Source organism: Thermobifida cellulosilytica TB100, assembly GCF_001517975.1.
Lineage (GTDB): Bacteria > Actinomycetota > Actinomycetes > Streptosporangiales > Streptosporangiaceae > Thermobifida > Thermobifida cellulosilytica.
The window spans coordinates 158,259-181,865 of record NZ_KQ950182.1 but is presented as its reverse complement, the minus strand read 5'-3'; the positions used below and the strand labels follow the sequence as shown (position 1 = coordinate 181,865).

Sequence of the window (23,607 nt, the reverse complement as noted above, 5' to 3'; positions counted from 1 at the left end):
CCGCCGTGGTGGCCCTCCTCGAAGATCTCCGCGTCCAGCGAGGGGGTCTGCCAGTTCAGCGCCTGGCGGACGGTGCCGATGTTCTGCCCGGCGTAGGCGGACCAGGTCAGCCCGGTCGCCCCGAGCGCCAGGACGCCGACCAGCAGCCACAGGCCGGCCGATCCGTGCCAGGACAGCGTCGAGCCGCGTCCGGAGGCGCTCCGCTCGGGGAGCAGGGCGCGCCGCACCCGGGCGCCGGTGCGGCTGCGGCCCAGCCACAGGACGACGCCGCCGAGCGCCACCACCCACAGCCAGCTCGCGGCCAGTTCGCTGTAGAGGCGGCCGACCTCGCCCAGGTGGAGGTGGCGGTGGAGCATGCTGATCCAGGTGCGCACGGGCAGCGCGCCGCTGGTGCCGTAGACCTCCAGGGTGCCGAGGACGTCGGCGGTGTAGGGGTCGACGAAGACGCTGGAGCGCACGCCCTCCTCCAGGCCGTCCACGGCGAACAGGACCCGGGTGCTGTCCTCGGGGCCGCCGATGCGGACAGCGGTGAGGCTGCCCTCGGGGTGGGCCTGCCGGGCGGCCTCCACCTGCATGCTGACCGGCAGCGGCTGCCCCTGGTCCTCGACGTGCAACTGGTCGGCGTAGAGCCACTGCTCCAGTTGCGGGGTGAAGGCGTAGAGGAGGCCGGTGAGCGCGGCGACCGCGATGAACGGCGCGACCAGGACGCCGGCGTAGAAGTGCAGGCGCAGCAGGAGCGCCCGCAGCGGCGGCCACAGCGGCGAGCGCGGTGCGCCCCGGGAGGTCTGGGGGGCCGTGGCCGGTTCCGGGGACGGTGGTGGGGCGTGCTCCTGTGTGGACATCTCTCTCCTTCTTCGTCTGTGCCCCCACAGCGGACAGAACCCAATGACTCCGGACGCCCTCCCAAACGCCGGACATTTGCCTAGGATTGTCGTACAACTACCCAGAGTAAAACAAGAGAGTGTCGTACCTCACTTCCAGAACCTCGGAAATCTCACGGGGAACTGACGTCGCCCGTGCTAGCGGCCCGCCGGGCGGGCACGAAGCTCGCCCCCTCCCCGCCGGGGAGGAAGAATCGGGGCCATGAGCAACACCGACGACGTCCCGCTGCGCGACCGGCTGCGCGCCCTCCCGGTGTTCGACACCGACCTGCCCGAATTCGCCCCGGAGCGGACGCCCGAAACTCCGGCGGAGCTGTTCGTCGCGTGGCTGGAGGAGGCCCTGCGGGCGGGGGTGCCCGAACCGCACGTGGTGAACCTGGCCACCGCCGACGCGGCGGGCCGCCCCTCCTCCAGGTTCCTGATCCTCAGGGACGTCGACGAGACGGGCTGGCGCTTCGCCTCCGACTCCGCCAGCCCCAAGGGCCGCGACCTGGCCGCCAACCCCAACGCGGCGATCGCCTGCTACTGGCCGAAGCAGGGCCGCCAGATCCGGGCGCGCGGGCCCGTCGTGCCCGAACCCCCGGAGCGCTGCGCCGCGGACTTCCTGGCCCGCTCCCCCGAGGCCCGCGCCGAGGTGCTCGTGGGCGGCCAGAGTGAGCCGCTGGCCTCGGCCGCGGAACGCGCGGCGGCCGTGGCCCGGGCGCGGGAGCGGATCGCGGCCGAGCCTGGAACGGTGGCGCCCACGTGGACGCTCTACACCCTGCTGCCCGAGAGCGTGGAGTTCTGGCAGGCGTCCCCGGACCGCCGCCACGTCCGGCTGCGCTACACCCGGGACGGTTCCGGGGCCTGGACCCGCACCCGGCTGTGCCCGTGACCGGGCCGTACCGGCCCGGGGAGAGGGCTCAGCCGCCCGCGAGGACCAGCAGCAGGCCGGTCACGCCCGACACCAGCGCCCCGGCGCCCAGCAGCAGGGCGTTGCGGGGCCGTCCGACGGTGGACGGGGGCGCGGCCTCGTCGTGCTCGATGCTGAGGCGGCCGTCGGCGGGGGCCGCCACGACCGGACGGCCGTCGCGCAGCTCCACCCGGCCGCGCACGACCACGGGGTCGCCCACCCGGATGGCGCGCTCCCGGTACTCGAACTCGATCGTCTCGCCGCGGAAGACCCCGGAGACGCGGCCCTTGATCCGGCCCAGCAGGTCGTCGGCGGGGGCGGGGACGCCGCGCTGGGGGCGGGCGACGACGCGTTGGAGGCACAGGCTGACCCGCGTGGTGTCCGCCTCCTCCGGGTCCACCAGGATGGGCTGCTCGCCCGGCCGCCCGCCGTCGGCCCCGGTGAGGGCGAACGGCTCCGGAGAGCCGTAGTCGGCGATCGTGTCGTCGCCGAGCACCTGCTCCCGCTCCCCGGTCTCCTCCAGGGTGCGCCAGGTGGCGTAGTGGCGCACCACCTCGTGGCCGTGCCAGACGCACTCCACCCCGGCCAGCCGGGACTCCACGGTCCCGCCCGGCCCGGCCGCCGCCAGTCCGTGCAGGGTGACCTCGCTGCCGACCAGCGCGACGAACGCCCTGGGCCGCAGTTCCGCGAGATCGCGCCGGTGCATCCAGCGCCTGAGGGCGACGAAGCCCGCGGGTGCCAGAACCGCCGCGCCGACGAGGAGGGCCATTCCGATCACCAGCATGGAAGACGCCTCTCCTCCATTGTCACTCGCCGCGGGCTGCCCACGGTCCTGTGTCTGTTGTCCGTTCCCTACTTCTTTACCAGGATCTGTCACGGCTTCGGGCCGCAACCGCGTTCTCGGGAACGTCTCCAGTGATACCCGAAACGCTCCACGCCTGCTCGAATGACGGACGAACAGCACCGGAGGGAACGGAAAAGAACGTGGTGGGCGAGGCCGTGTCCGTTTCCGTCCGGGGCCGCGGCGAGTACGGGCGAGCGCCCGGCCGCCGCTAGTCTCGGACACTATGCAGCCTGAGATTCATCCGGAAGTGGCCAAGCTGTCGTTCCTGCTCGGCCGGTGGGAGGGGGTCGGCGTCGCCGGCTACCCCGGCGTGGAGGAATTCCGGTTCGGCCAGGAGATCGAGTTCACCCACGACGGCCACCCCTACCTGAACTACCGGAGCAGGGTGTGGCGCGTCAACGCGGACGGCTCCCTGGGGGAGCCGGTGACCTCGGAGTCGGGGTACTGGCGGTTGCGGCTGGACGCCGACAAGGAGGACGAGGAGAAGAAGGACTCCGACGAGCCCCCCGTCCACCTGGAGGTGCTGCTCTCCCACCCCGAGGGGTTCACCGAGGTCTACCTCGGCACGATCTTCGCGCACCGCGTGGAGATGCGCACCGACGTCGTGATGCGCACCGAGACCGGGCTCCCGGTGGCCGCGAGCCACCGGCTGTACGGGCTGTTCGGCGACGACCGCGAGACGCTGGGCTACGCCTGGGACCTGGCCGCCGACGGCAACGAGCTCCAGCCGTACATGTCCGCCCAGCTCAAGAGGACGTCTTCCTGAGGCGGAAGGTCCCGGACACGGGCGGACCCTCGGGCGTCTTGTCCGGCTCGCGCCGGGGCCGGTCGGACAAGGCCGGCCACCCGAGGGTCCGGGTGTCCACCGTGGATTCGCCAGGGCGATCCGAACGTGGTCGCCCTAACGGGCGAACACCTCGCGTGTCCGCAAAGAAATCACTTTTCGGACCACCTCCTTTCTCGCGTGCCTACGACGGTATGCGCACGGTGCGATCAGGGCAAACGCTTTTTCCTGCCGGACTGCCCGCCGGGGCCGGGCGTGCGCCCGCCCGGGTGCTGGGGCGCATAGGCTCACAGGTATGACTTCGCCGCTGCTCACGCGTCCCGGCGCGGTGGCCGCCGAGACGCCCGACCACGACATCGCCGCCCACTACGGGGAGCTCTTCCAGGAGCAGCGCGCCCTGGCGCGCGGCGCGGGCTGGACCGACCGGAGCAACCGGGGCGTCGTCCGCGTCACCGGCCCCGACCGGCTGGGCTGGCTGCACGACCTGACCAGCCAGCACCTGCGGGAGCTGGCCCCCGCAACCGCCACCGAGACCCTGGTGATGGACGCCAACGGACGGCTGAAGCACCACCTGTCCGTGGTGGACGACGGCACCGCGCTGTGGGCGCACGTGGAGCCGGGGACCGCCGCCGACCTCGCCGCGTTCCTGGAGTCCATGCGGTTCATGCTGCGGGTGGAGGTGGCCGACCTCAGCGCCGAGTACGCGGTCGTGACCGTCGCGGGTCCCGACCGGTCGGCCGTGCTGGACGGGGTCCGCGCCGCGCTGCCCGCCGAGACCGTGGTGCGCCCCGCCGCGGACGAGACCGACCTGTTCCTCCCCTCCGGGGCGCTGGAGGCCGTCACGGAGGCCCTGACCGCCGCGGGCGCCCGTCCCGCGGGGCTGTGGGCCTACGAGGCGCGCCGGATCGCCCTGCACCGGCCCAGGCTCGGCCTGGACACCGACCACCGCGCGATCGCCCACGAGATGGGGTGGATCGGCTCCGCCGTCCACCTGGACAAGGGCTGCTACCCGGGCCAGGAGACGGTGGCGCGGGTGCACAACCTGGGCCGCCCGCCGCGCCGCCTGGTGATGCTGCACCTGGACGGCACCGCCGAGCGGCTCCCCGCGCGCGGGGCGGACATCGAGCTCGACGGCCGCCCCGTCGGGTTCGTCGGCACCTCGGCCCGCCACTTCGAACTGGGTCCCATCGCCCTCGGGCTGGTCAGGCGGACCGTGCCGGTGGACGCGGAGTTCGTGGTGGACGGCATCGCCGCCGGCCAGGAGGTGGTGGTCAGCCCCGACACCGGCGCCAACGCGCAGATCTCGCTGCGGCGGCGCCCCCGCTGACGCGGGTCAGTGGAGCCGGAACACCTGCTTGCCCTCGGTCTCGTAGTCGCTGTAGGGCTTGGCCACGTAGGTGCCGGGACGGGCGTGGACGACGCTCTCCCGGCAGTCCTTCCAGGAGCGGGTGCGGTTCCAGGTGATCTCCACGTCGTGGGGGACGCCCCGGCGCAGCTCCACCGGCTCGGCGGTCGCCTCGACGCAGTCGGTGCTGGACCAGATCCGGTCCTCGCCGGAGGTGATGCGCAGCTCCACGGTCTTGGTGCCCACCTCGGCCGTGCAGACCGACGGGCCGATGTTGACCAGGCTGAAGGTGAACACGGGCTCGACGCCCGCGGCGTAGTCCTCCCGGTCCGACTCGACGCTCACGACCACGTCCTCGGGGTGGCAGGGGGCCGCGGCGGGCCGGGAGCCGCCGCCCCCGCCCTGCGGGACCGCGTTGGCCCCGGCGCCTCCGGCGGGGGCCACGCCCTGCCCTCCGCCGCTTCCGCCGCCCGCGGAGCCGTTTGCGCCGTCCGCCTCGTCGCCGCCGTCGGAGTCGTCCGCATCGTCGGCCTCCGCCGAGGGGGAGGCTGGAATACTGGGGTCGGTCCCCTCTCCGCTGTCGGGGGTGGTCTGCGGCTCGGCGCTGGAGTCCGTGCTCGCCGAGCTGACCGGGTCCCCCTCGTCACTGGAGGGGCGGCAGGCGTACGCGATCAGTGTCAGTACCGCGAGTACCCCCACCAACAGAAAGACACGCCGCCTCCAGTATGTCGCCCTGCTCACCGGTCCCGAAGCCATGGCCGTAAGTATCCCGGCTTCCGAGGTTTTGCACCTACCCGACCCGCCGTTGGAATTCTGATTGTCTATGACCGAAAACCCGTACCGTGCAGATGTTCTCGCCTGGTATGACGGCAACGCCCGGGACCTTCCGTGGCGCTCCGCGGACGCCACCCCGTGGGGTGTGCTGGTGAGCGAGGTGATGCTCCAGCAGACCCCCGTGGCGCGGGTGCTGCCCGCCTGGCAGGCGTGGCTGGAGCGCTGGCCGACCCCGGCGGACCTGGCGGCCGAGCCCGCGGGCGAGGCGGTGCGGATGTGGGGCCGCCTCGGCTATCCGCGGCGCGCGCTGCGGCTGCACGCGTGCGCCACGGCCATCGTGGAGCGGCACGGCGGGCGGGTGCCCGACTCACACGAGGAGCTGCTGGCCCTGCCCGGGGTGGGCGCCTACACCGCGGCGGCGGTGGCCAGTTTCGCGTTCGGGCAGCGGCACGCCGTGCTGGACACCAACGTGCGGCGGGTCCTGGAGCGCCTGGTGAACGGCAGGCAGTACCCGCCCAGGACGCCCACCCGGGCCGAGTACCGGCTCGCCGAGTCGCTGCTGCCCGAGGAGCCCGCGGTGGCCGCGCGCTGGGGGGTGGCGGTGATGGAGCTGGGCGCGCTGGTGTGCACCGCCCGCGCCCCCCGCTGCGGGGAGTGCCCGGTGGTCGACCGGTGCGCGTGGGTGCTGGCCGGGCGGCCCCCGCACGACGGTCCGCCGCGGCGCGGGCAGCGCTACGCGGGAACGGACCGCCAGGTGCGGGGTCGGCTGCTGGCGGTGCTGCGGGAGGCGCCCGGCCCGGTGCCCAAGTCCGCGCTGGACGCGGTGTGGGACGAGGACGCCCAGCGGGAGCGCGCCCTCGACGGGCTGGTGGCCGACGGTCTGGTGGACCCGCTGGAGACCGGCGAGTACGCGCTGCCGAGCTGACGCCCCCGCGGCCCGGTCAGCTCGTCTGCACGCTGACCCCGCCGAAGCAGGCCGCCCCGGGTTCGGGGGTCTGCGGCCCCTGCACGTAGGAGACGAGGAAGTCGACGACCCGCTCGTCCTCGGCGCTGTCGACGGTCAACTGCTTGCCCCAGGCGGAGAGCACCACCGGGGCGGGCAGGCCGTCGGCCGGGCTGATGATGATGTAGTCGCCCGTCGAGTACAGGCCGTGCAGGTACGCGAGCTGTGCGGGGTCGAGGTCCGGGTCGTGGGTGATCCACACCGCGCCGTGCTCCATGGAGTGCACGGCGTTCTCCGCGGGCACCGGGACGGTGTAGACGCCGCAGTTCAGCCAGACGGGGTTGTGGTCGCCGCCGACCGGGGGGTACTGCGGGTAGTCCACGGTCCCCTCGACGTGGTTGTAGGAGGAGACGTCGAAGGTCTGCACCCCGGGGATGTCCCCCGGTTCCTCGACGCCCTGGGCGGCGGGCGGCCGGGGGCGGGAGTCGGTGCCGGTGCCGCCTCCGCCGCTGTCCGAGCCTCCCAGGACCACGACGGCCGCGACCACCACGACGACGAGGAGGACGAGCACGGCCGCCACGCCGCCGATGATCCAGCCGAGCGCCCCGGAGCCGCCGGACCGTCGGGGCACCGCCCCGGGCTGCGGGTAGGGGCCTGGCGGGTACGGCCCGTGCGGCCCGGGAGCCCCCTGGTGGAGCGGGGGTCCCTGGACGGGAGGGCCGACGGGGGGCGGAGGCTGCCCGGGGACTCCGGGCTGTCCGACGGGGCCGGAGGGGCCGGACGGTCCGCCGCCGGGACCGGGGGGCTGGGGGCCGTGGGGCGGCTGCGCAGGATGGTTCACAGCGCAGACCCTACCGCCGCGGAGGTGTCTTTTCCCAGACCGGAGGGTGTTTTTGTCCGGGACGGGCCGGGGCCTGCACGACGAGGAGGGGCGGTCCGTGGACCGCCCCTCCCCTCGTGTGTCGGGTGCGTGCCGGCCGGAGCCGGACCGTGTGTCGGAGCGTCAGCTCTGCTGCGCGCCCACCTCGGCGGTCTCCGGGACCGCCTGCGGCTTGGGCACGCCGCGGAAGGTGAACTTGGCCTCGGCGCCCTCGCCCTCGGCGTCGACGATGACGATCTGGCCGGCCTTGAGCTCGCCGTAGAGGATCTTCTCCGACAGGGCGTCCTCGATCTCGCGCTGGATCGTGCGGCGCAGCGGCCGGGCGCCCAGCACCGGGTCGTAGCCCCGCTCGGCGAGGATCTTCTTGGCGTTCGGCCGGACCTCGATGCCCATGTCGCGGTCCTTGAGCCGCTCGTCCAGCCGCGCGACCATCAGGTCGACGATGGCGAAGATCTCCTTCTCGGTCAACTGGTGGAACACGATCGTGTCGTCCACGCGGTTGAGGAACTCGGGCCGGAAGTGCTGCTTGAGCTCCTCGTTGACCTTGGCCTTCATGCGGTCGTAGTTGGTCTTGGTGTCGTCCGGCCGCGCGAAGCCCATGGGCTGCCCCTTGGAGATGTCCCGGGTGCCCAGGTTGGTGGTCATGATGATGATCGTGTTCTTGAAGTCGACGTTGCGGCCCTGGGCGTCGGTGAGGCGGCCCTCCTCCAGCACCTGGAGCAGCGAGTTGAAGATGTCGCCGTGCGCCTTCTCGATCTCGTCGAACAGCACCACCGAGAACGGCTTGCGCCGCACCTTCTCGGTGAGCTGGCCGCCCTCCTCGTAGCCGACGTAGCCGGGGGGCGAGCCGAACAGGCGGGACACGGTGTGCTTCTCCATGAACTCGCTCATGTCGAGCTGGATCAGCGCGTCCTCGTCGCCGAACAGGAACTCCGCCAGCGTCTTGGACAGCTCGGTCTTCCCCACACCGGACGGGCCGGCGAAGATGAACGAGCCGCCGGGGCGCTTGGGGTCCTTCAGGCCCGCACGGGTGCGCCGGATCGCCTGGGAGAGCGCCTTGATGGCGTCCTCCTGGCCGATGACGCGCTTGTGCAGCTCCTCCTCCATGCGGAGCAGGCGGGAGGACTCCTCCTCGGTGAGCCGGAAGACCGGGATGCCGGTGGCGGTGGCCAGGACCTCGGCGATGAGCTCCTCGTCCACCTCGGCGACGCTGTCCATGTCGCCGGCCTTCCACTCCTTCTCCTTCTGGGCGCGCTTGGCCTGGAGCCGCTTCTCGTCGTCGCGCAGCGCGGCGGCCCGCTCGAAGTCCTGGGCGTCGATCGCGGCTTCCTTGTCGCGGCGCACCTTGGCGATCTTCTCGTCGAACTCGCGCAGGTCCGGCGGCGCGGTCATGCGGCGGATGCGCATGCGCGACCCGGCCTCGTCGATCAGGTCGATGGCCTTGTCCGGCAGGTAGCGGTCGCTGATGTAGCGGTCGGCGAGCTGGGCGGCGGCCACGAGCGCCCCGTCGGTGATGGACACCCGGTGGTGGGCCTCGTAGCGGTCGCGCAGGCCCTTGAGGATCTCGATGGTGTGCGAGATCGTGGGCTCGTCGACCTGGATGGGCTGGAAGCGGCGCTCCAGCGCGGCGTCCTTCTCCAGGTACTTGCGGTACTCGTCGAGCGTGGTGGCGCCGATGGTCTGCAACTCGCCGCGGGCCAGCATCGGCTTGAGGATGGAGGCGGCGTCGATCGCGCCCTCGGCGGCGCCCGCGCCGACCAGGGTGTGCAGCTCGTCGATGAACAGGATGATGTCGCCGCGGGAGCGGATCTCCTTGAGGACCTTGCGCAGCCGCTCCTCGAAGTCGCCGCGGTAGCGGCTGCCCGCGACCAGGGCGCCGAGGTCGAGCGTGTAGAGCTGCTTGTCCTTGAGGGTCTCGGGGATCTCGCCCTTGACGATCTTCTGGGCCAGCCCCTCGACCACCGCGGTCTTGCCGACGCCGGGGTCGCCGACCAGCACCGGGTTGTTCTTGGTGCGCCGCGACAGCACCTGCATGACCCGCTCGATCTCCTTGTCGCGGCCGATGACCGGGTCGAGCTTGCCCTCGCGGGCGGCCTGGGTCAGGTTCCGTCCGAACTGGTCGAGCACCAGGGAGGTGGAGGGGGCCGACTCCGAGGCGGTTCCGGCGGCCTGCGGCTCCTTGCCCTGGTAGCCGTGGAGCAACTGGATGACCTGCTGGCGCACCCGGTTGAGGTCGGCGCCCAGCTTCACCAGCACCTGCGCGGCCACGCCCTCGCCCTCGCGGATGAGGCCGAGCAGAATGTGCTCCGTGCCGATGTAGTTGTGTCCCAGTTGCAGAGCCTCGCGCAGCGAGAGCTCCAGGACCTTCTTGGCACGGGGGGTGAAGGGGATGTGGCCGGACGGGGCCTGCTGCCCCTGCCCGATGATCTCCTCAACCTGCTGGCGGACGGCTTCGAGGCTGATGCCGAGGCTCTCCAGAGCCTTGGCCGCGACGCCCTCGCCCTCGTGGATGAGGCCGAGCAGGATGTGCTCCGTGCCAATGTAGTTGTGGTTGAGCATCCTGGCCTCTTCCTGCGCCAGGACAACCACGCGCCGTGCGCGGTCGGTAAACCTCTCGAACATGTCTCGTCGCTCCTCACAGAGCGGTCAGGCAGGGACGGAAGTTCCGACCCTCACTTTCCGCCGATCGGCCCCCCGAGGCGAAAGGGAACCTCCGGGGGCACTTTCGCACCCGTCTACACCGCGCCGACCGGCTGCCCGGACGGCCACACGACTACACCCACACCACCGATCTCTTCACACGGTGCCATGCCAAGAGACTTTCCCCGACGATAGGGCGTTCATCCTCATCCAACTACTGTTGGAGCCTCATGTGTTCCGAGTACGCCGCAAGCGAACGGCCCGTGCCTCTCCATGACGTGAGAGAACACGGGCCGTGATGCGTGTTCGCGGTGTTATTTGCTCTGAGCGAACACTCGTCCCAGCGCTCCGGCGGCGGTCCGGGTCCCGCGGGGAGCCCGGGTCACGCCCTCAGCGGCGAGGCATGATCCAGGTCCGGGGTGGTGGGGCGCCGTCGGTCAACGCTGGGCGGCGTGGTACTCGTCCATGATCGCCTGGGGGATGCGGCCCCGCTCGCTGACCTGCTTGCCCGCGGCCTTGGCCCAGGCGCGGATCTCGGCGCTGCGCTCCCGGCTGGGCGCGCTGCGCTGCTTGCTGCGGGAGCTGTTGCGCTTGGTCGGGGCCTTGCGGGCGGCCTCGACGAAGGGCGCGAGCGCGGCGCGGAGCTTGGCCGCGTTGTCGACGCTCAGGTCGATCTCGTAGGTGGAACCGTCGATTCCGAAGGAGACGGTCTCGTCGGCCTCGCCCCCGTCGAGGTCGTCGACGAGGAGCACCTGCACCTTTTGTGCCATGCCCGAGTCCTTTCTCGGTAGAGAAGCGTGTTAGCAATCCATTGAATGCAAATCTATACCTCATTCATTGGAAAGACAATTCGCTCCGCCCTCGATAAAGTTACTTTCACTCCGGCACAAGATAACGGGAAAAACATTCATGGCATGCTCGGGTCCGGACCGGCAGATCCGGCCCGGCCGTTCATAAGGAGACACGGGAGGGCATTCCCCCGGTGCCGCTTAGCGTCCCCCGGCCTCTTCCCCGGCCCCGTGGACTTCCTCAGAAGCGCTCTGCGCCTTGTTTGCGTCGGCATCGGCGGCGGCTTTGCCGTCCGGCGTCCCACGCGTCACCGATTCACTCTCCTCCACCGGTCTGCCGTCCGAAGTCCTGGGGGCCATCTCCTTACGCAGCAGTGTGTAGACCGCCACACAGAACACCGTCGCGACAACAACGGGAGGGATCAGTGCCGACAATACGTCCCACATCAGACGCACCCTTCTCCTGGCCGTTCCTTTATACAACGATTACCCCAGGCAGGGGATGTCTGGTCGGCCACGCGGCGCGACGGCCGTTTGGCGGCTGACAGGCCCAGGTCATCATAGGCGGGCCGGCCGGCTGTTCCTCCCGGGGGGTGCGGCTCCGTTTAGCCCCCGGCGGGAGCGGCTAAAGACCCGTCAGGTATCCCGCTCAGCCTAAAACACCCGGCACACCGGACCAAAAGGCGACGGCGTGTAGCCGCCGCGGAACTCAAACACCCCTCACCACACGGACCGTATTAAAGCGAGTGCGTCCACAAAGCGTTCCGCAACAGCCCGTATGGACAAACCCCGCCCGGCTTCTTGTCCGCATCGCACAGATTACCTCCTCTATCCCACCGCCGATCCCCCGGCTTTAGGGTCCGTCCCGCCCGGAAGTTGTGGGATCGTTGCAGGGTGGCCGGACGGACCGGCGGGCCCCGACAACTGGTGTGCCGGGACACCCACCTCCCTGGGCATTGAGAGGACCTCTTCGTGGAGTTCCACGCCGATCTGCATATCCACTCCAAGTACTCGCGGGCGTGCAGCAAGGATTGCGACCTGGAACACCTCGCCTGGTGGGCCGCCCGCAAGGGGATCGCTCTGGTGGGGACCGGTGATTTCACTCACCCCGCCTGGCGGGCCGAACTGGAACGGGACCTGGTCCCGGCCGAGCCGGGGCTGTTCCGGCTGCGCCCGGAAATCGAGTCGCGCATCCTGCGGACCCTGCCGCCGCACTGCCAGACCCTGCCCCGGTTCATGCTGTCGGTGGAGATCTCCACGATCTACAAGCGCGACGACCGCACCCGCAAGGTCCACCACCTGCTCTACGCGCCGTCGCTGGAGGCCGCCGCGGCGATCACCGCCGACCTGGCCAAGATCGGCAACCTCGCCTCCGACGGCCGCCCCATCCTGGGCCTGGACTCCCGGGACCTGCTGGACATCACCCTCTCCAGCGACCCGGGCTCCTACCTGGTGCCCGCCCACATCTGGACGCCGTGGTTCTCTGCGCTGGGCTCCAAGTCGGGGTTCGACGCCATCGCCGACTGCTACGCCGACCTGGCCGACCACATCTTCGCGGTGGAGACCGGGCTGTCCAGCGACCCGGCCATGAACTGGATGGTGTCCTCCCTGGACTCCTACACCCTGGTCAGCAACTCCGACGCGCACTCCCCGCCGATGCTGGCCCGCGAGGCCACGCGGTTCGACACCGACCTGGACTACTACGCGGTGCGCCGGGCCCTGGAGACCGGGGAGGGCTTCCGCGGCTCGGTGGAGTTCTTCCCCGAGGAGGGCAAGTACCACCTGGACGGGCACCGCAAGTGCGGCGTCCGCCTCGACCCGGCCGCCACCCGGGAGCTCAAGGGGCGCTGCCCGGTGTGCGGCAAGCCGGTCACGGTCGGCGTGTTCCACCGGGTCAACGAGCTCGCCGACCGTCCCGAGGGCTACCGGCCGGAGGGGGCCGCGGACTTCACCAGCCTGGTCCCGCTGCCCGAGATCGTCAGCGAGATCGAGGGGGTGGGCCCCAAGAGCAAGCGCGTCCTGGGCGAGGTGGCGCGGCTGGTGGCCGCCCTCGGCCCGGAGCTGGACATCCTCACCTCGGTGCCGCTGGACGAGGTGACCAGGGTCGGCGGCGAACTGCTCGGCGAGGCGGTGGCCCGGCTGCGGCGCGGAGAGGTGGTCCGCGAGGCCGGATACGACGGCGAGTACGGCGTCATCCGCATGTTCCACCCCGACGAGCTGCGCGCCGAGGCCGACACGCTGGCGCTCTTCAGCGAGCTGGACCTCGCCCCGGCGCCGCAGCCCGCCCCGGCCCGAGCCCCCCGTGCGCAGCAGCGCCCCGAACCGTCCGCCCCGGCGCGGACGGCGGAGCAGGGGGAGCCCGCCGAGCCCGTGCTGTTCACGGAGGAGGAGACCGCGCTGCGGCCCCGGCCGCAGAGCCTGCTGGACGGGCTCGACCCGGACCAGCGCGCGGCGGCCGAGCACACCGGCGGGCCGCTGCTCGTCGTGGCCGGCCCCGGCACCGGCAAGACCCGCACGCTGACCCACCGGATCGCCCACCTGGTGGCCGAGCGCGGGGTGCCCGCCGAGCGGTTCCTGGCCATCACCTTCACCCGGCGGGCCGCCGACGAGCTGCTGGAGCGGCTGGAGGCCCTGCTGGGCGAGAAGGCCGCGGCGATGACCGTCACCACCCTGCACGGCCTGGGCGCGCTGATCCTGCGCGAGCAGCACGAACGCGCCGGGCTGGGCGCGGACTTCACCGTCGTGGACGAGAGCCTGCGCCAGGAGATCGCCGCCGAGGTGGCGGGCTCGGCCGCCGCCGGGCGGCGCCTGCTGGCCCGCCGCGACACCGAGCCGCACGGCGCGGACGACGAGGTCGCGCGGTTCGAGGCGCGGCTGCGCGAGGCGGGCCTGGTGGACTTCACCGACCTGGTGCGCCTGCCGGTGCGGCTGCTGTCGGCCGACGAGGAGCTCACCGCGTCCTACCGGCGCCGCTGGACGCACATCAGCGTGGACGAGTACCAGGACGTCGACGAGACGCAGTACGCGCTGCTGCGGCTGCTGGCCGGGCCGGAGGCGGACCTCACCGCGATCGGCGACCCCGACCAGGCCATCTACGGCTTCCGCGGCGCCGACGTGGGGTTCTTCCTGCGGTTCACCGAGGACTACCCGAGTGCTCGCACGGTCCGGCTGGGCCGCAACTACCGGTCCAACTCGACCATCGTGAACGCGGCGGTGCAGGCCATCGCCCCCGCGTCCCTGGTGCCGGGGCGGGAGCTGCGCGCGGTCGGCGAGTTCGGCGAGGCGCCGCGGATCGGCGTGCACGTGGCCGCGGACGAGCACGCCGAGGCGGCCTTCGTGGCCCGGGCCATCGACCGGCTGCTCGGCGGGACGTCGCTGCACTCGCTGGACAGCGGCCGGGTGACCGAGGACGGGGACGACTCGCTGTCCTTCAGCGACATCTGCGTGCTGTACCGCACCGACGCCCAGAGCGAGGCGATCATCAGCGCGTTCAACACCTCGGGCATCCCGTTCCAGAAGCGTTCGCACGACCGGCTGCTGGCCCGCCCGGAGGTGCGGCTGCTCACCGCCGAGCTGCCGCACCACCCGGAGGGCCCGGTGGTGGAGCGGGTGCGCTCCGCGGTGGGGGCGCTGTGCCGCCGCTACGCCGACCACGAGCGCCGGGTCACCGACCTGATGACCGCGGGCGAGCTGGTGGCCCCGCTGGCCGAGCGGTGCGGGGAGGACCTGTCGGAGTTCCTCTCCGCGCTGGCGCTGGGCGCCGAGGTGGACGCGCTGGACCCGCGCGCCGACCGGGTGTCGCTGCTCACCCTGCACGCGGCCAAGGGCCTGGAGTACCCGGTGGTGTTCCTGGTCGGCTGCGAGGACGGGCTGCTGCCGTTCCGCTTCCCCGGGGAGGAGCGCGGCGACGAGGCCGAGGAGCGCCGCCTGTTCTTCGTGGGGATCACCCGGGCGCAGCACCGGCTGTACCTGTCCCGGGCCCGGCGGCGCACCCGGCGGGGGAGCACCTACGAGGCGGCGGCCTCGCCGTTCCTCGCCGCGATCAGCCCCGAGCTGACCATGCAGGTGGACGCGGAGTCGGCGACCCGCAGGCGTCCCCGGGACCGGCAGCTTCGGCTGCTCTAGCCCGTTCCGCCCCGGGCGCGGTCCTCCGCCCCGGGGCGGTCCAGGTGCAGCAGCATGCGAGTGTTGCCGAGGGTGTTCGGCTTGACCCGGTCCAGACCGAGGAATTCGGCGACGCCCTCGTCGTAGGAGCGCAGCAGCTCCTCGTAGACGCTGGCGGAGACGGGGGTGCCCTGGATCTCGACGAAGCCGTGCCGGGCGAAGAACTTGGTCTCGAAGGTGAGGCAGAAGACCCGGCGCACTCCGAGCTCGCGGGCGGTGTCCAACAGCGCCGAGACGATGCGGTGTCCCACACCGCGGCCCTGGACCTGCGGGTCCACGGCGACGGTGCGCACCTCGGCCAGGTCCTCCCAGAGCACGTGCAGCGCACCGCAGCCGACGACCCTCGTGGTCCTGCCGTCGTCGAGCTCGCCCACCCAGAACTCCTGCACGTCTTCGTACAGGGTGACCGTGCTCTTGCCGAGTACCCGGCCTTCCCCGCTGAAGAGGTCGATGAGCCTGCGGATGTGGACGACGTCTCGGGTGCGCGCCCGACGGACGGTGATCTTTTCTTCTGTTGTCATCGCCGAGTCAGCTTATCCGCAACACGGATGCGACGCCGTCGGATGTGGGAACGGTTCTGCCGTGCGCTGCGGCGCGGGGCGGACGTCGCCGCGGGCACGGGTCGGTGGTCGGCACCGTCTCCGCGAAGAGCGGTTTCGGCGGATCGGCGGTGGTGGTTCAGATCAGGTGCCGGCGGGCGGCCCAGACGACCGCTTCGATGGGGGTGTTGACCCCGAGCCGGTCACAGACCGAACGGAGGCGGCGGCGCAGGGTGCGCGCGCTGAGTTCCAGGCGGCGCGCCGCCACGTCGGTGGTGACACCGGTGGCGATCTCGGCCAGCATCCGGAGGTCGGCCTCGTTGAGGACGGTCGTGTGCGCACGCCCCTCCTCCGGGTCGTGCTTCCGGGTCTGAGCGGGCACGAGGCAGCAGTCGCGCAGGACCGACCCGTTCTGCTCCTTACCGGTCGTCTGACGTACGAGTGTGGCCTGTTCCACTCCGTCCTCCCTCATCCATCGTGGTGAGTGCGGAACAACGACTCATCGCCGCAAAGACACACATTCAGATGAATTACGAGGCCCTTTGGTTCGCACTTTCAGTGTTTTTCCTGAAACTCTGCGCCATATCGACCGCATGCCCTCTCCCGGCGCCGGGACGGCGGAGCCGCGGTGGTCGGACTTTCGCGCGCTCGCACGCAGCGGTCTGGGACGGACAGACGCCGCGCGGACACGTGCTCACCAAACAGTGATCGAAACGGCCGTGACCGCCTCGCCCCCTCGTTATCTGCTGTGGCCCTCTACGACAAACACGCGGATTTCTCCGCTCCCCGCAAAACGCTAAGCGGCAGGCGACAGAGCGTCAAGAGCCATTTGGACACGAAAGGTGATTTGGTAGACACCAACAGTGATCAATGATTGGGGCAAGCACCTACCTGGCAGCTCTGACCTGCGAAGACAATGTCAGGGGCGGTCCGACCAGGGGGTGCCGCAAAAGATCAAAGAGTATTCCCCCGAGGTCACGGTCGGGCCTTCCGGACGGCCCTTCCAGGATTTTGGTACCGCTGCGGCGGGCACGGGACGGCCCGCCCCGTGCGGGATCGCACGCGGGCGGGCCGTCCGACGTCAGGACTGGGTCTGGCGGACCAGCGGGAACAGGATCGTCTCGCGGATGTTCTTCCCGGTGAAGGCCATCAGCAGCCGGTCGATGCCCACGCCCACGCCCCCGGTCGGCGGCATGGCGTACTCCAGGGCGCGCAGGAAGTCCTCGTCCAACTGCATCGCCTCGGGGTCGCCCCCGGCGGCCAGCAGCGACTGCTCGGTGAGGCGGCGCCGCTGCTCGACCGGGTCGACCAGCTCCGAGTAGCCGGTGCCCAGCTCCATGCCGAACCCGATCAGGTCCCACTTCTCGGTGAGCAGCGGGTCCTCGCGGTGCTGGCGGGTCAGCGGGCTGGTCTCCAGCGGGTAGTCGCGCACGAAGGTCGGCTGGATCAGGCTGTCCTCGACCAGCTCCTCGAACAGGTGCTCCACGAGCTTGCCCGGCCCCCACGCCGGGTTCCACTCGACGCCGCGCGCGTCGGCCAGCTTGCGCACGGTCTCCACCGGCGTCCGGGGCGTGACCTCCTCGCCCAGGGCCTCCGAGACCGCGCCGTACAGGGTGATCTCGGGCCAGTCCCCGCCCAGGTCCACCTCGGTGTCGCCGCGCCGGACCACCGTGCTGCCGAACACCGCGGTGGCGGCCTCCTGGATGAGGTCGCGGGTGATCTCGGCCATCACGTTGTAGTCGGCGTAGGCCTGGTAGAACTCCAGCATCGTGAACTCGGGGTTGTGCGTGGAGTCCGCGCCCTCGTTGCGGAAGTTCCGGTTGATCTCGAAGACCTTCTCGACCCCGCCGACCACCATCCGCTTCAGGTACAGCTCGGGGGCGATGCGCAGGTACAGGTCGAGGTCGTAGGCGTTGATGTGGGTGACGAAGGGGCGCGCGGTGGCCCCGCCGTGCACCTGCTGCAACATCGGCGTCTCGACCTCGATGTAGCCGCGGTCGTGCAGCCCGTCGCGCAGTGCGCGCACCGCGCGGGAGCGGTGGACGACCATCTCCCGCGCCTCGGGGTTGACGATGAGGTCCACGTAGCGCTGCCGGACCCGCGCCTCGGGGTCGGTCAGCCCCTTGTGCTTGTCGGGCAGCGGGCGCAGGCACTTGGCGGTCAGCGTCCAGGAGTCGGCGAGGACCGACAGCTCACCGCGGCGGGAGGTGATCACCTCGCCCTCCACGCCGACGTGGTCGCCCAGGTCGACGTCGCTCTTCCAGGCCGCCAGGCGGTCGGCGCCCACCTTGTCCAGGGAGAGCATGACCTGGATGTCCCCGGAGGCGTCCCGGATCGTGGCGAAGCAGAGTTTGCCCCCGGTGCGGTACAGCATGACCCGCCCGGCCAGCGCCACGCGCTCCCCGGTGTGGGTGTCCGGTGCGAGGTCGCCGTGTTTGGCCCGGACCTCCGCGATGGTCGTGCTGCGCGGGAAGGTGACCGGGTAGGGGTCGACCCCCTCCTGGCGCAGTCGGTTCAGCTTCTCGCGGCGAACCCGCATCTGTTCCGGCAGATCATCCAGTACTTCGCTCACGCAGACGATCCTATCTGCGCTCGGGAAACGCCGGGACCGCGGCGGAGGGTGCCGGGACGGCGGCAGGCGGCGGCCGGGGCGGCTCCGGCCGCCGCGGCGGCGCGGGTCAGGTGTTGCGTTCGAACACCATGCGCAGGCCCATGAGGGTCAGCCACGGCTCGTGGACGTCGACCGTCTCGCACTCGTCCACCACCAGGGGCGCCAGTCCCCCGGTGGCCACCACGGTGACGTCGTCCACGTCGTCGGTGAGCTCCTGGGCCATGCGGTCCACGATGCCGTCGACCTGGCCCGCGAACCCGTAGACGATGCCGGAGCGCAGCGCCTCGGTGGTGTTCTTGGCGATGACCGCCCGCGGCTTGACGATCTCCACCATGTGCAGTTGCGCGCCGCGCCGCGACAGCGCCTCCACGGAGATGTCGATGCCCGGGGCGATCGCGCCGCCCACGTACTCGCCGCGGACGCTGACCGCGTCGAAGGTGGTGGCGGTGCCGAAGTCCACGACGACCGCCGGGCCGCCGTACAGCTTCACCGCGGCCAGCGCGTTGACGATGCGGTCGCTGCCGACCTCCTTGGGGTTGTCCATGCGGATCGGGACGCCCGTCTTGACTCCGGGTTCGACGATGACGGCGGGCACGTCCCGGTAGTGGCGGCGGAACATCTGCCGCATCTCGTTCTGCACCATCGGGACGGTGCAGCACATGGCGATGCCGTCGATGTGGTCGCTGACCGTCGTGCCGGAGTGGACCAGGTTCTGCACGACCACGGCCCACTCGTCGGCGGTCCGCCGTCCCTTCGACGAGACTCTCCAGTGTTCCAGTAGATCCTCGCCCTCGAACAGACCGAAGACGGTGTCGGAGTTGCCGACATCGATCGTGAGCAGCATGGGGGCCTACCAAAAAGGGGATTCGTGCCGACGGTCAGGAACTCTCACGGAGGTCGAGCGCGATGTCCAGTGCGGGACTGGAATGCGTCAGAGCGCCAACCGCAAGATAGTCCACTCCGGTGGCGGCCACATCCGCCGCGCGGTCCAGGGTGAGCCCGCCGCTGGACTCCAGCCGCGCCCGCCCCGCCACCAGGGCGACGGCTTCCCGCAACTGCGGCACGGTGAAGTTGTCGAGCAGGAGTTCCTCGGCCCCCGCCGCCAGCGCCGGCTCGATCTGGTCGATCCGGTCCACCTCGACCTCCAGCGGCACGTCCGGGAAGCGCTCGCGCACCGCGCGCACCGCCTCGGCCACCCCTCCGGCCGCGGCCACGTGGTTGTCCTTGATCAGGGCCGCGTCGGCCAGCCCGAAGCGGTGGTTGACCCCGCCGCCGCAGCGGACCGCGTACTTCTCCAGGACCCGCAGGCCCGGGTGGGTCTTGCGGCTGTCGCGGACGGCCGCGCCGGTGCCCGCCACGGCGTCCACCCAGGCGCGGGTGGCGGTGGCGATGCCCGACAGGTGGGTGAGGAAGTTCAGCGCGGTCCGCTCCGCGGTGAGCAGGTCCCGGGTGCGGGCGGTGACGGTCATGAGGACGTCGCCGCGCCTGACGCGGTCGCCGTCGCGGACGTGGCGGACCACCTCCAGCACGCCCCCGCACACCATGCGGAAGACCAGCTCGGCCACTGGCAGCCCGGCGACCACCCCGTCGCGGCGGGCCACCACGTCGGCGGTGCGGGTCTGGGCGGCGGGGACGGTGGCGACGGTGGTGACGTCGACCTGCTCTCCCGAGCAGTCCTCGGCCAGCGCCGTGCGCACCAGCTCCTCGTGCCACTCGACGGCGGGGCGGGCCCGCTCGGGGGCGGCCCCGCGGCGCGCGGCCTCGGGCACGGCGATCCGGTCGAGCTCCTCGACCAGTGCTGCGGGGAGCGTGTAGGGGCGCATCGACGTCTCCTCCCTGATTCCCGACGCGTCGAGGACGAAGGTCCGGGAGCGCGCCTCGGCGGACGGCTGCTCGTGGTCGGCTCTCCAGTGCGAGCCCCGGGTCTCCCGGCGGCGCTCGGCGGCCCGCACCAGGGCGCAGGCGACGGTGAACAGGTTGGTGGCCTGCCAGGCGGGCACGCCCGGCGGCACGTCGCCGGTGGCGCGCGCGGCGAGCGCGGACAGCGTCGCGGCGGCCTCGGCGAGCCCGGCGGCGTCGCGGCGCACCCCGACGTGCCGGGACATGGCCTCCCGCAGCTCCGGCAGGAGCGCGGGGTCGACCAGGCCGACCGGGCCGCCGCGGCCGGGGGCCGCCGGGGCGGAGGGGTCGGGCGGCTGCTCGTCGACCAGTGCGGCGGCGATGCGGTCGGCGAAGACCACCCCTTCGAGCAGGGAGTTGGAGGCGAGCCGGTTGGCCCCGTGCACGCCGGTGCGGGCGACCTCGCCGATCGCGTAGAGCCCGGCGATGCCCGTGCGCCCGTCGCGGTCGACCCGGACCCCTCCGGAGGCGTAGTGCGCGGCCGGGGCGACCGGGACGAGGTCGGTGACCGGGTCGATGCCGTGGGCGCGGCAGGAGGCGAGGATGGTGGGGAAGCGGCGCTGCCACTTGTCGGCCCCGAAGTGGCGGGCGTCCAGGTAGACGTGGTCGGCGCCGGTCTCGGCCATGGCGCGGGCGATGCCGCGCGCGACGACGTCGCGGGGCGCCAGGTCGGCGAGTTCGTGGACGCCCGCCATGAAGCGGCGGCCCCGCACGTCCACGAGGAACGCGCCCTCGCCGCGCACCGCCTCCGACACCAGGGGCTGGCGGCCCCGGGCCTGGGGTCCCAGCCACAGCACGGTCGGGTGGAACTGGACGAACTCCAGGTCCTGGACGGCGGCTCCGGCGCGCAGCGCCAGCGCCAGGCCGTCCCCGGTGGACACCTCCGGGTTGGTGGTGGAGGCGAACACCTGGCCCATGCCGCCGGTGGCCAGGACGACGGCCCCGGCGCGCACCGCGCCCACCCCGTCGCGCTCGCCCTCGCCCATGACGTGCACGGTGACGCCGTGGACGCGGCGCGCGCCCCGCTCGTCGGTGCCGAGCAGCAGGTCGGGGACGAAGGCGTGCTCGACGACCTCGATGCGGTCCTGGGCGCGGACCGCCTCCACCAGGGCGCGTTCGATCTCCGCCCCGGTGGCGTCCCCTCCGGCGTGCGCGATGCGGTCGGCGCGGTGGCCGCCCTCGCGGGTGAGCGCGAGCTCCCCCGTCGCGGTCCGGTCGAAGGCGGTCCCCTGGGAGATGAGCCAGTGCAGCGCCGCGGGCCCCTCCTGGACCAGGATCCGCACCGCCTCGGGGTCGCACAGCCCCGCCCCCGCCTCGACGGTGTCCACCAGGTGCGCCCACGGGTCGTCGCCGGGGTCCACGGCCGCGGCGATGCCGCCCTGGGCCCAGCGGGTGGAGCCGTTGGCGAGCAGGTCCTTGGTGACGAGCAGGACCCGGCCCTTCTCGGACCGCTCGACGTAGCGGAGCGCGGTGCTGAGCCCCGCGATCCCGGAGCCGACGACGACCACGTCGGTCTCGATGGTCCATCCGGGTTCCGGTGCGGTCAGCCGGAGCGGCAGCGGGACAGGGCTCGCACTCACGACGGAGCTCCCTGGGGGTGAGAGGGGCGGTTCACAATGTCAGCGGAACGTTATCAATCAGCCTGGTCTCCCCCACCCACGCGGCCACCGCCAAGACGGCTTCGCCCCGGTAGTCGCCGTCGACCTCGGTGAAGGTGGCGGGGTCGACCAGTGCCAGGTAGTCGACGCTGACGGGGGGCGTGGCGTGCGCGGCCTCGCCGAGCACCGCGCCGGCCGCGGCGAGCACCGCGGCGGGGCCGGAGGGGGCGGCGTCGGCGCCCGCGAACAGCGCCCGCGACAGCGCCAGGGCGCTGGTCCGTTCCTCGGGGCTCAGGTAGACGTTGCGGCTGGAGGTGGCCAGCCCGTCGGGGTCGCGCACGGTGGGCGCGGACAGGATCGTGACGGGCAGGCAGAGGTCGCGGACCATGCGGCGCACCACGGCCACCTGCTGGGCGTCCTTCTGCCCGAAGACCGCCACGTCCGGGCGGACGAGGTTGAACAGCTTGTTGACCACGGTCAGCACGCCCTGGAAGAAGCCGGGACGGAACTCGCCTTCGAGGACCCGCCCCATGGACCCGGGGTCGACGGTGACGATCTGTCCGATCCCGTCGGGTCCGGCGTCAGGGTACATGTCCTTCACGGTCGGCGCGAAGACCACGTCCACGCCCTCCTCGGCGCAGGCGGCCAGGTCGGCGTCGAAGGTGCGGGGGTAGCGGTCGTAGTCCTCGTTCGGGCCGAACTGCAACGGGTTCACGAAGATGCTGACGGCCACCGACTCGGCGTGCTCGCGGGCGGCGGCGATGAGGCTGCGGTGGCCGGCGTGCAGGGCTCCCATGGTGGGGACGAGGGCCAGGCGGCCCAGTTTGGGGCGCAGGGCCTGGAGTTCCTCGCCGGTGCGGGCGACGACCGGGGTGCTGGGTGCGGAGGCGGTCGAATGGGTCACGGCTGGTCTCCGTCGATCGGGAAAGGGTGCGTGTCAGGTGAGGACGTCGAGGAGCCGCTCGGCGTCCTCCGGTCTGAGCAGTCCGGCCGCGAGCGCGCGGTCCGCGGTGAGGCGGGCCAGTGCGACGTAGCTCGCGGCGCTCTCCGGCGCGTGTCGGCGCAACTGGGCCAGGTGGGCGGCGACGGTGTCGGCGTCGCCGCGCATCACCGGGCCGCTGAGACCGTCGATACCGAGGCGCAGCGCGTTGTCCAGCGCCGCTCCCAGCAGCGGCGCGAGCATCCGGCCCGGGTGGTCGACCCCGGCCAGGGCCAGCAGGGACGCGCTTTCGGCGACGAGGGTGACGAGGTGGTTCGCCCCCTGGGCGAGGGCCGCGTGGTAGAGCGCCCGGTACTCCTCGGCGATCCACACCGGTTCGGCGCCCATCTCCACGACGAGGGCCTCGGCGATGGGGCGGAGCGGTTCGGGTGCGGTGACCCCGAAGGAGCAGTTGGCCAGCCGGTTGAGGTCTTCGTCCCGGCCGGTGAAGGTCATCACCGGGTGCAGCGCCAGCGGCAGCGCCCCGGCCCGGGTGAGGGGGTCGAGCACGCCGGTGCCGTGTGCTCCGCTGGCGTGCGCGACGAGTTTTCCGGTGAGGGGGGCGCCGGTCGCGGCCAGCCCGTTGGCCAGCGGTGCCAGGGCGTCGTCGGGGACGGTCAGCAGGACGAGGTCGCTCTGAGCGACCACTTCGGCGGGTTCGCAGATCCGGGCGTCGGGCAGCCGGGCGGCGGCCCGCTGCCGGGAGGCCTCCGAGACCGCGGAGGCCGCGACGACCCGGTGCCCGGCACGGGCGAGTGCCGCGCCGAGGACCGATCCGACCCGGCCCGGGCCGATGACCCCGACGGAGAGCCGTGCGGGACGCTGGCGTGTGTCGTGCGCCGTGTTCATGGAGTTCGTTCCAGTCCACTCGGGTACCGGACTTGCCGACGGCTGGGCGTGCCGAGGGCTTCCGGAGCGGTGGCTGTGGCCGTGGAACCGGAGGTCCACCCGACACGCCCTAGGTTACTCACCGGTTTCCGCCGACGGCACGCGGGGCACCGCTGCCGGGAAACGGCGACGGCCGGCGCCGACCCCGCGGGGTCGGC

The 23,607-nt window shown here is 72.1% G+C and carries 18 protein-coding genes; 5 read left to right on the top strand and 13 right to left on the bottom strand.

Going from position 1 to position 23,607, the window contains the following annotated elements:
- Window positions 1–842: PepSY-associated TM helix domain-containing protein (locus AC529_RS10960; protein ID WP_198156407.1), on the bottom strand; the 842-nt coding region annotated here is incomplete at its 3' end.
- Between the two features lie 241 nt (window positions 843–1,083).
- Between AC529_RS10960 and AC529_RS10955 the strand changes: the two genes are divergently transcribed.
- Complete coding sequence (locus tag AC529_RS10955) at window positions 1,084–1,755, top strand: pyridoxine/pyridoxamine 5'-phosphate oxidase (protein WP_068756289.1); 672 nt, start codon at window positions 1,084–1,086, stop codon at window positions 1,753–1,755.
- A 28-nt stretch (window positions 1,756–1,783) separates the two neighbouring features.
- On the opposite strand, the gene AC529_RS10950 is transcribed toward AC529_RS10955, so the two are convergent.
- On the bottom strand, window positions 1,784–2,557 hold the full coding sequence (locus tag AC529_RS10950; protein ID WP_068756287.1) for a hypothetical protein: 774 nt from the start codon (window positions 2,555–2,557) through the stop codon (window positions 1,784–1,786).
- Window positions 2,558–2,840: 283 nt separating this feature from the next.
- Here AC529_RS10950 and AC529_RS10945 point away from each other — a divergent pair, with 283 nt between their 5' ends.
- Entirely contained in the window at window positions 2,841–3,383 is a 543-nt protein-coding gene (locus AC529_RS10945; protein ID WP_068756285.1) for a heme-binding beta-barrel domain-containing protein, read from the top strand.
- A 313-nt stretch (window positions 3,384–3,696) separates the two neighbouring features.
- The gene (ygfZ, locus tag AC529_RS10940; protein ID WP_068756283.1) at window positions 3,697–4,728 is read left to right on the top strand and encodes a CAF17-like 4Fe-4S cluster assembly/insertion protein YgfZ; all 1,032 of its coding nucleotides are present in this window, start codon (window positions 3,697–3,699) and stop codon (window positions 4,726–4,728) included.
- A 6-nt stretch (window positions 4,729–4,734) separates the two neighbouring features.
- Here the strand turns inward: ygfZ and AC529_RS10935 are convergent, their stop codons facing one another.
- The gene (locus tag AC529_RS10935) at window positions 4,735–5,445 is read right to left on the bottom strand and encodes a hypothetical protein (RefSeq protein WP_232306696.1); all 711 of its coding nucleotides are present in this window, start codon (window positions 5,443–5,445) and stop codon (window positions 4,735–4,737) included.
- 124 nt (window positions 5,446–5,569) lie between these two features.
- Between AC529_RS10935 and AC529_RS10930 the strand changes: the two genes are divergently transcribed.
- On the top strand, window positions 5,570–6,445 hold the full coding sequence (locus tag AC529_RS10930) for an HhH-GPD family protein (RefSeq protein WP_068756278.1): 876 nt from the start codon (window positions 5,570–5,572) through the stop codon (window positions 6,443–6,445).
- Between the two features lie 16 nt (window positions 6,446–6,461).
- On the opposite strand, the gene AC529_RS10925 is transcribed toward AC529_RS10930, so the two are convergent.
- The 3 genes from AC529_RS10925 to AC529_RS10915 form a co-directional block, all read right to left on the bottom strand.
- The gene (locus AC529_RS10925; RefSeq protein ID WP_232306695.1) at window positions 6,462–7,094 is read right to left on the bottom strand and encodes a DUF3105 domain-containing protein; all 633 of its coding nucleotides are present in this window, start codon (window positions 7,092–7,094) and stop codon (window positions 6,462–6,464) included.
- A gap of 372 nt (window positions 7,095–7,466) precedes the next feature.
- A complete protein-coding gene (locus AC529_RS10920) occupies window positions 7,467–9,965 on the bottom strand; it encodes an ATP-dependent Clp protease ATP-binding subunit (RefSeq protein WP_068756276.1) in 2,499 nt (832 codons plus the stop codon).
- 455 nt (window positions 9,966–10,420) lie between these two features.
- Entirely contained in the window at window positions 10,421–10,753 is a 333-nt protein-coding gene (locus AC529_RS10915; protein WP_068756274.1) for a histone-like nucleoid-structuring protein Lsr2, read from the bottom strand.
- 990 nt (window positions 10,754–11,743) lie between these two features.
- Here AC529_RS10915 and AC529_RS10905 point away from each other — a divergent pair.
- Window positions 11,744–14,896 carry a UvrD-helicase domain-containing protein gene (locus AC529_RS10905; protein WP_068756270.1) on the top strand — a complete coding sequence of 1,051 codons (3,153 nt, stop codon included), beginning with the start codon at window positions 11,744–11,746 and terminating at the stop codon, window positions 14,894–14,896.
- Here the strand turns inward: AC529_RS10905 and AC529_RS10900 are convergent.
- From AC529_RS10900 to AC529_RS10870, 7 genes are all read right to left on the bottom strand, one after another.
- Entirely contained in the window at window positions 14,893–15,456 is a 564-nt protein-coding gene (locus AC529_RS10900; RefSeq protein ID WP_068756268.1) for an amino-acid N-acetyltransferase, read from the bottom strand. The genes AC529_RS10905 and AC529_RS10900 overlap by 4 nt on opposite strands.
- A gap of 157 nt (window positions 15,457–15,613) precedes the next feature.
- A complete protein-coding gene (locus tag AC529_RS10895; protein ID WP_068756266.1) occupies window positions 15,614–15,931 on the bottom strand; it encodes a helix-turn-helix domain-containing protein in 318 nt (105 codons plus the stop codon).
- A 624-nt stretch (window positions 15,932–16,555) separates the two neighbouring features.
- Window positions 16,556–18,046 (bottom strand): bifunctional lysylphosphatidylglycerol synthetase/lysine--tRNA ligase LysX, encoded by a 1,491-nt coding sequence (lysX, locus tag AC529_RS10890; protein WP_083948126.1) that lies wholly within the window; start codon window positions 18,044–18,046, stop codon window positions 16,556–16,558.
- Window positions 18,047–18,152: 106 nt separating this feature from the next.
- Window positions 18,153–18,929: a type III pantothenate kinase gene (locus AC529_RS10885; RefSeq protein ID WP_068756263.1), complete on the bottom strand. Its 777-nt coding sequence runs from the start codon at window positions 18,927–18,929 to the stop codon at window positions 18,153–18,155.
- Window positions 18,930–18,963: 34 nt separating this feature from the next.
- Window positions 18,964–21,564, bottom strand: a complete 2,601-nt coding sequence (locus AC529_RS10880; protein WP_068756261.1) for an L-aspartate oxidase — start codon at window positions 21,562–21,564, stop codon at window positions 18,964–18,966.
- Between the two features lie 31 nt (window positions 21,565–21,595).
- Window positions 21,596–22,486 (bottom strand): pantoate--beta-alanine ligase, encoded by an 891-nt coding sequence (gene panC / locus AC529_RS10875; RefSeq protein ID WP_068756259.1) that lies wholly within the window; start codon window positions 22,484–22,486, stop codon window positions 21,596–21,598.
- Window positions 22,487–22,519: 33 nt separating this feature from the next.
- Window positions 22,520–23,410, bottom strand: a complete 891-nt coding sequence (locus tag AC529_RS10870; RefSeq protein ID WP_068756257.1) for a Rossmann-like and DUF2520 domain-containing protein — start codon at window positions 23,408–23,410, stop codon at window positions 22,520–22,522.
- Window positions 23,411–23,607: the final 197 nt, after the last annotated feature.

Excerpts from the sequence above, each read along its gene's own strand:
- AC529_RS10920 (WP_068756276.1), bottom strand. The coding sequence starts at position 9,965 with ATGTTCGAGAGGTTTACCGACCGCGCACGGCGCGTGGTTGTCCTGGCG.
- AC529_RS10930 (WP_068756278.1), top strand. The coding sequence starts at position 5,570 with ATGACCGAAAACCCGTACCGTGCAGATGTTCTCGCCTGGTATGACGGC.
- AC529_RS10955 (WP_068756289.1), top strand. The coding sequence starts at position 1,084 with ATGAGCAACACCGACGACGTCCCGCTGCGCGACCGGCTGCGCGCCCTC.
- AC529_RS10870 (WP_068756257.1), bottom strand. The coding sequence starts at position 23,410 with ATGAACACGGCGCACGACACACGCCAGCGTCCCGCACGGCTCTCCGTC.
- AC529_RS10885 (WP_068756263.1), bottom strand. The coding sequence starts at position 18,929 with ATGCTGCTCACGATCGATGTCGGCAACTCCGACACCGTCTTCGGTCTG.
- AC529_RS10900 (WP_068756268.1), bottom strand. The coding sequence starts at position 15,456 with ATGACAACAGAAGAAAAGATCACCGTCCGTCGGGCGCGCACCCGAGAC.
- AC529_RS10945 (WP_068756285.1), top strand. The coding sequence starts at position 2,841 with ATGCAGCCTGAGATTCATCCGGAAGTGGCCAAGCTGTCGTTCCTGCTC.
- AC529_RS10950 (WP_068756287.1), bottom strand. The coding sequence starts at position 2,557 with ATGCTGGTGATCGGAATGGCCCTCCTCGTCGGCGCGGCGGTTCTGGCA.
- ygfZ (WP_068756283.1), top strand. The coding sequence starts at position 3,697 with ATGACTTCGCCGCTGCTCACGCGTCCCGGCGCGGTGGCCGCCGAGACG.
- AC529_RS10915 (WP_068756274.1), bottom strand. The coding sequence starts at position 10,753 with ATGGCACAAAAGGTGCAGGTGCTCCTCGTCGACGACCTCGACGGGGGC.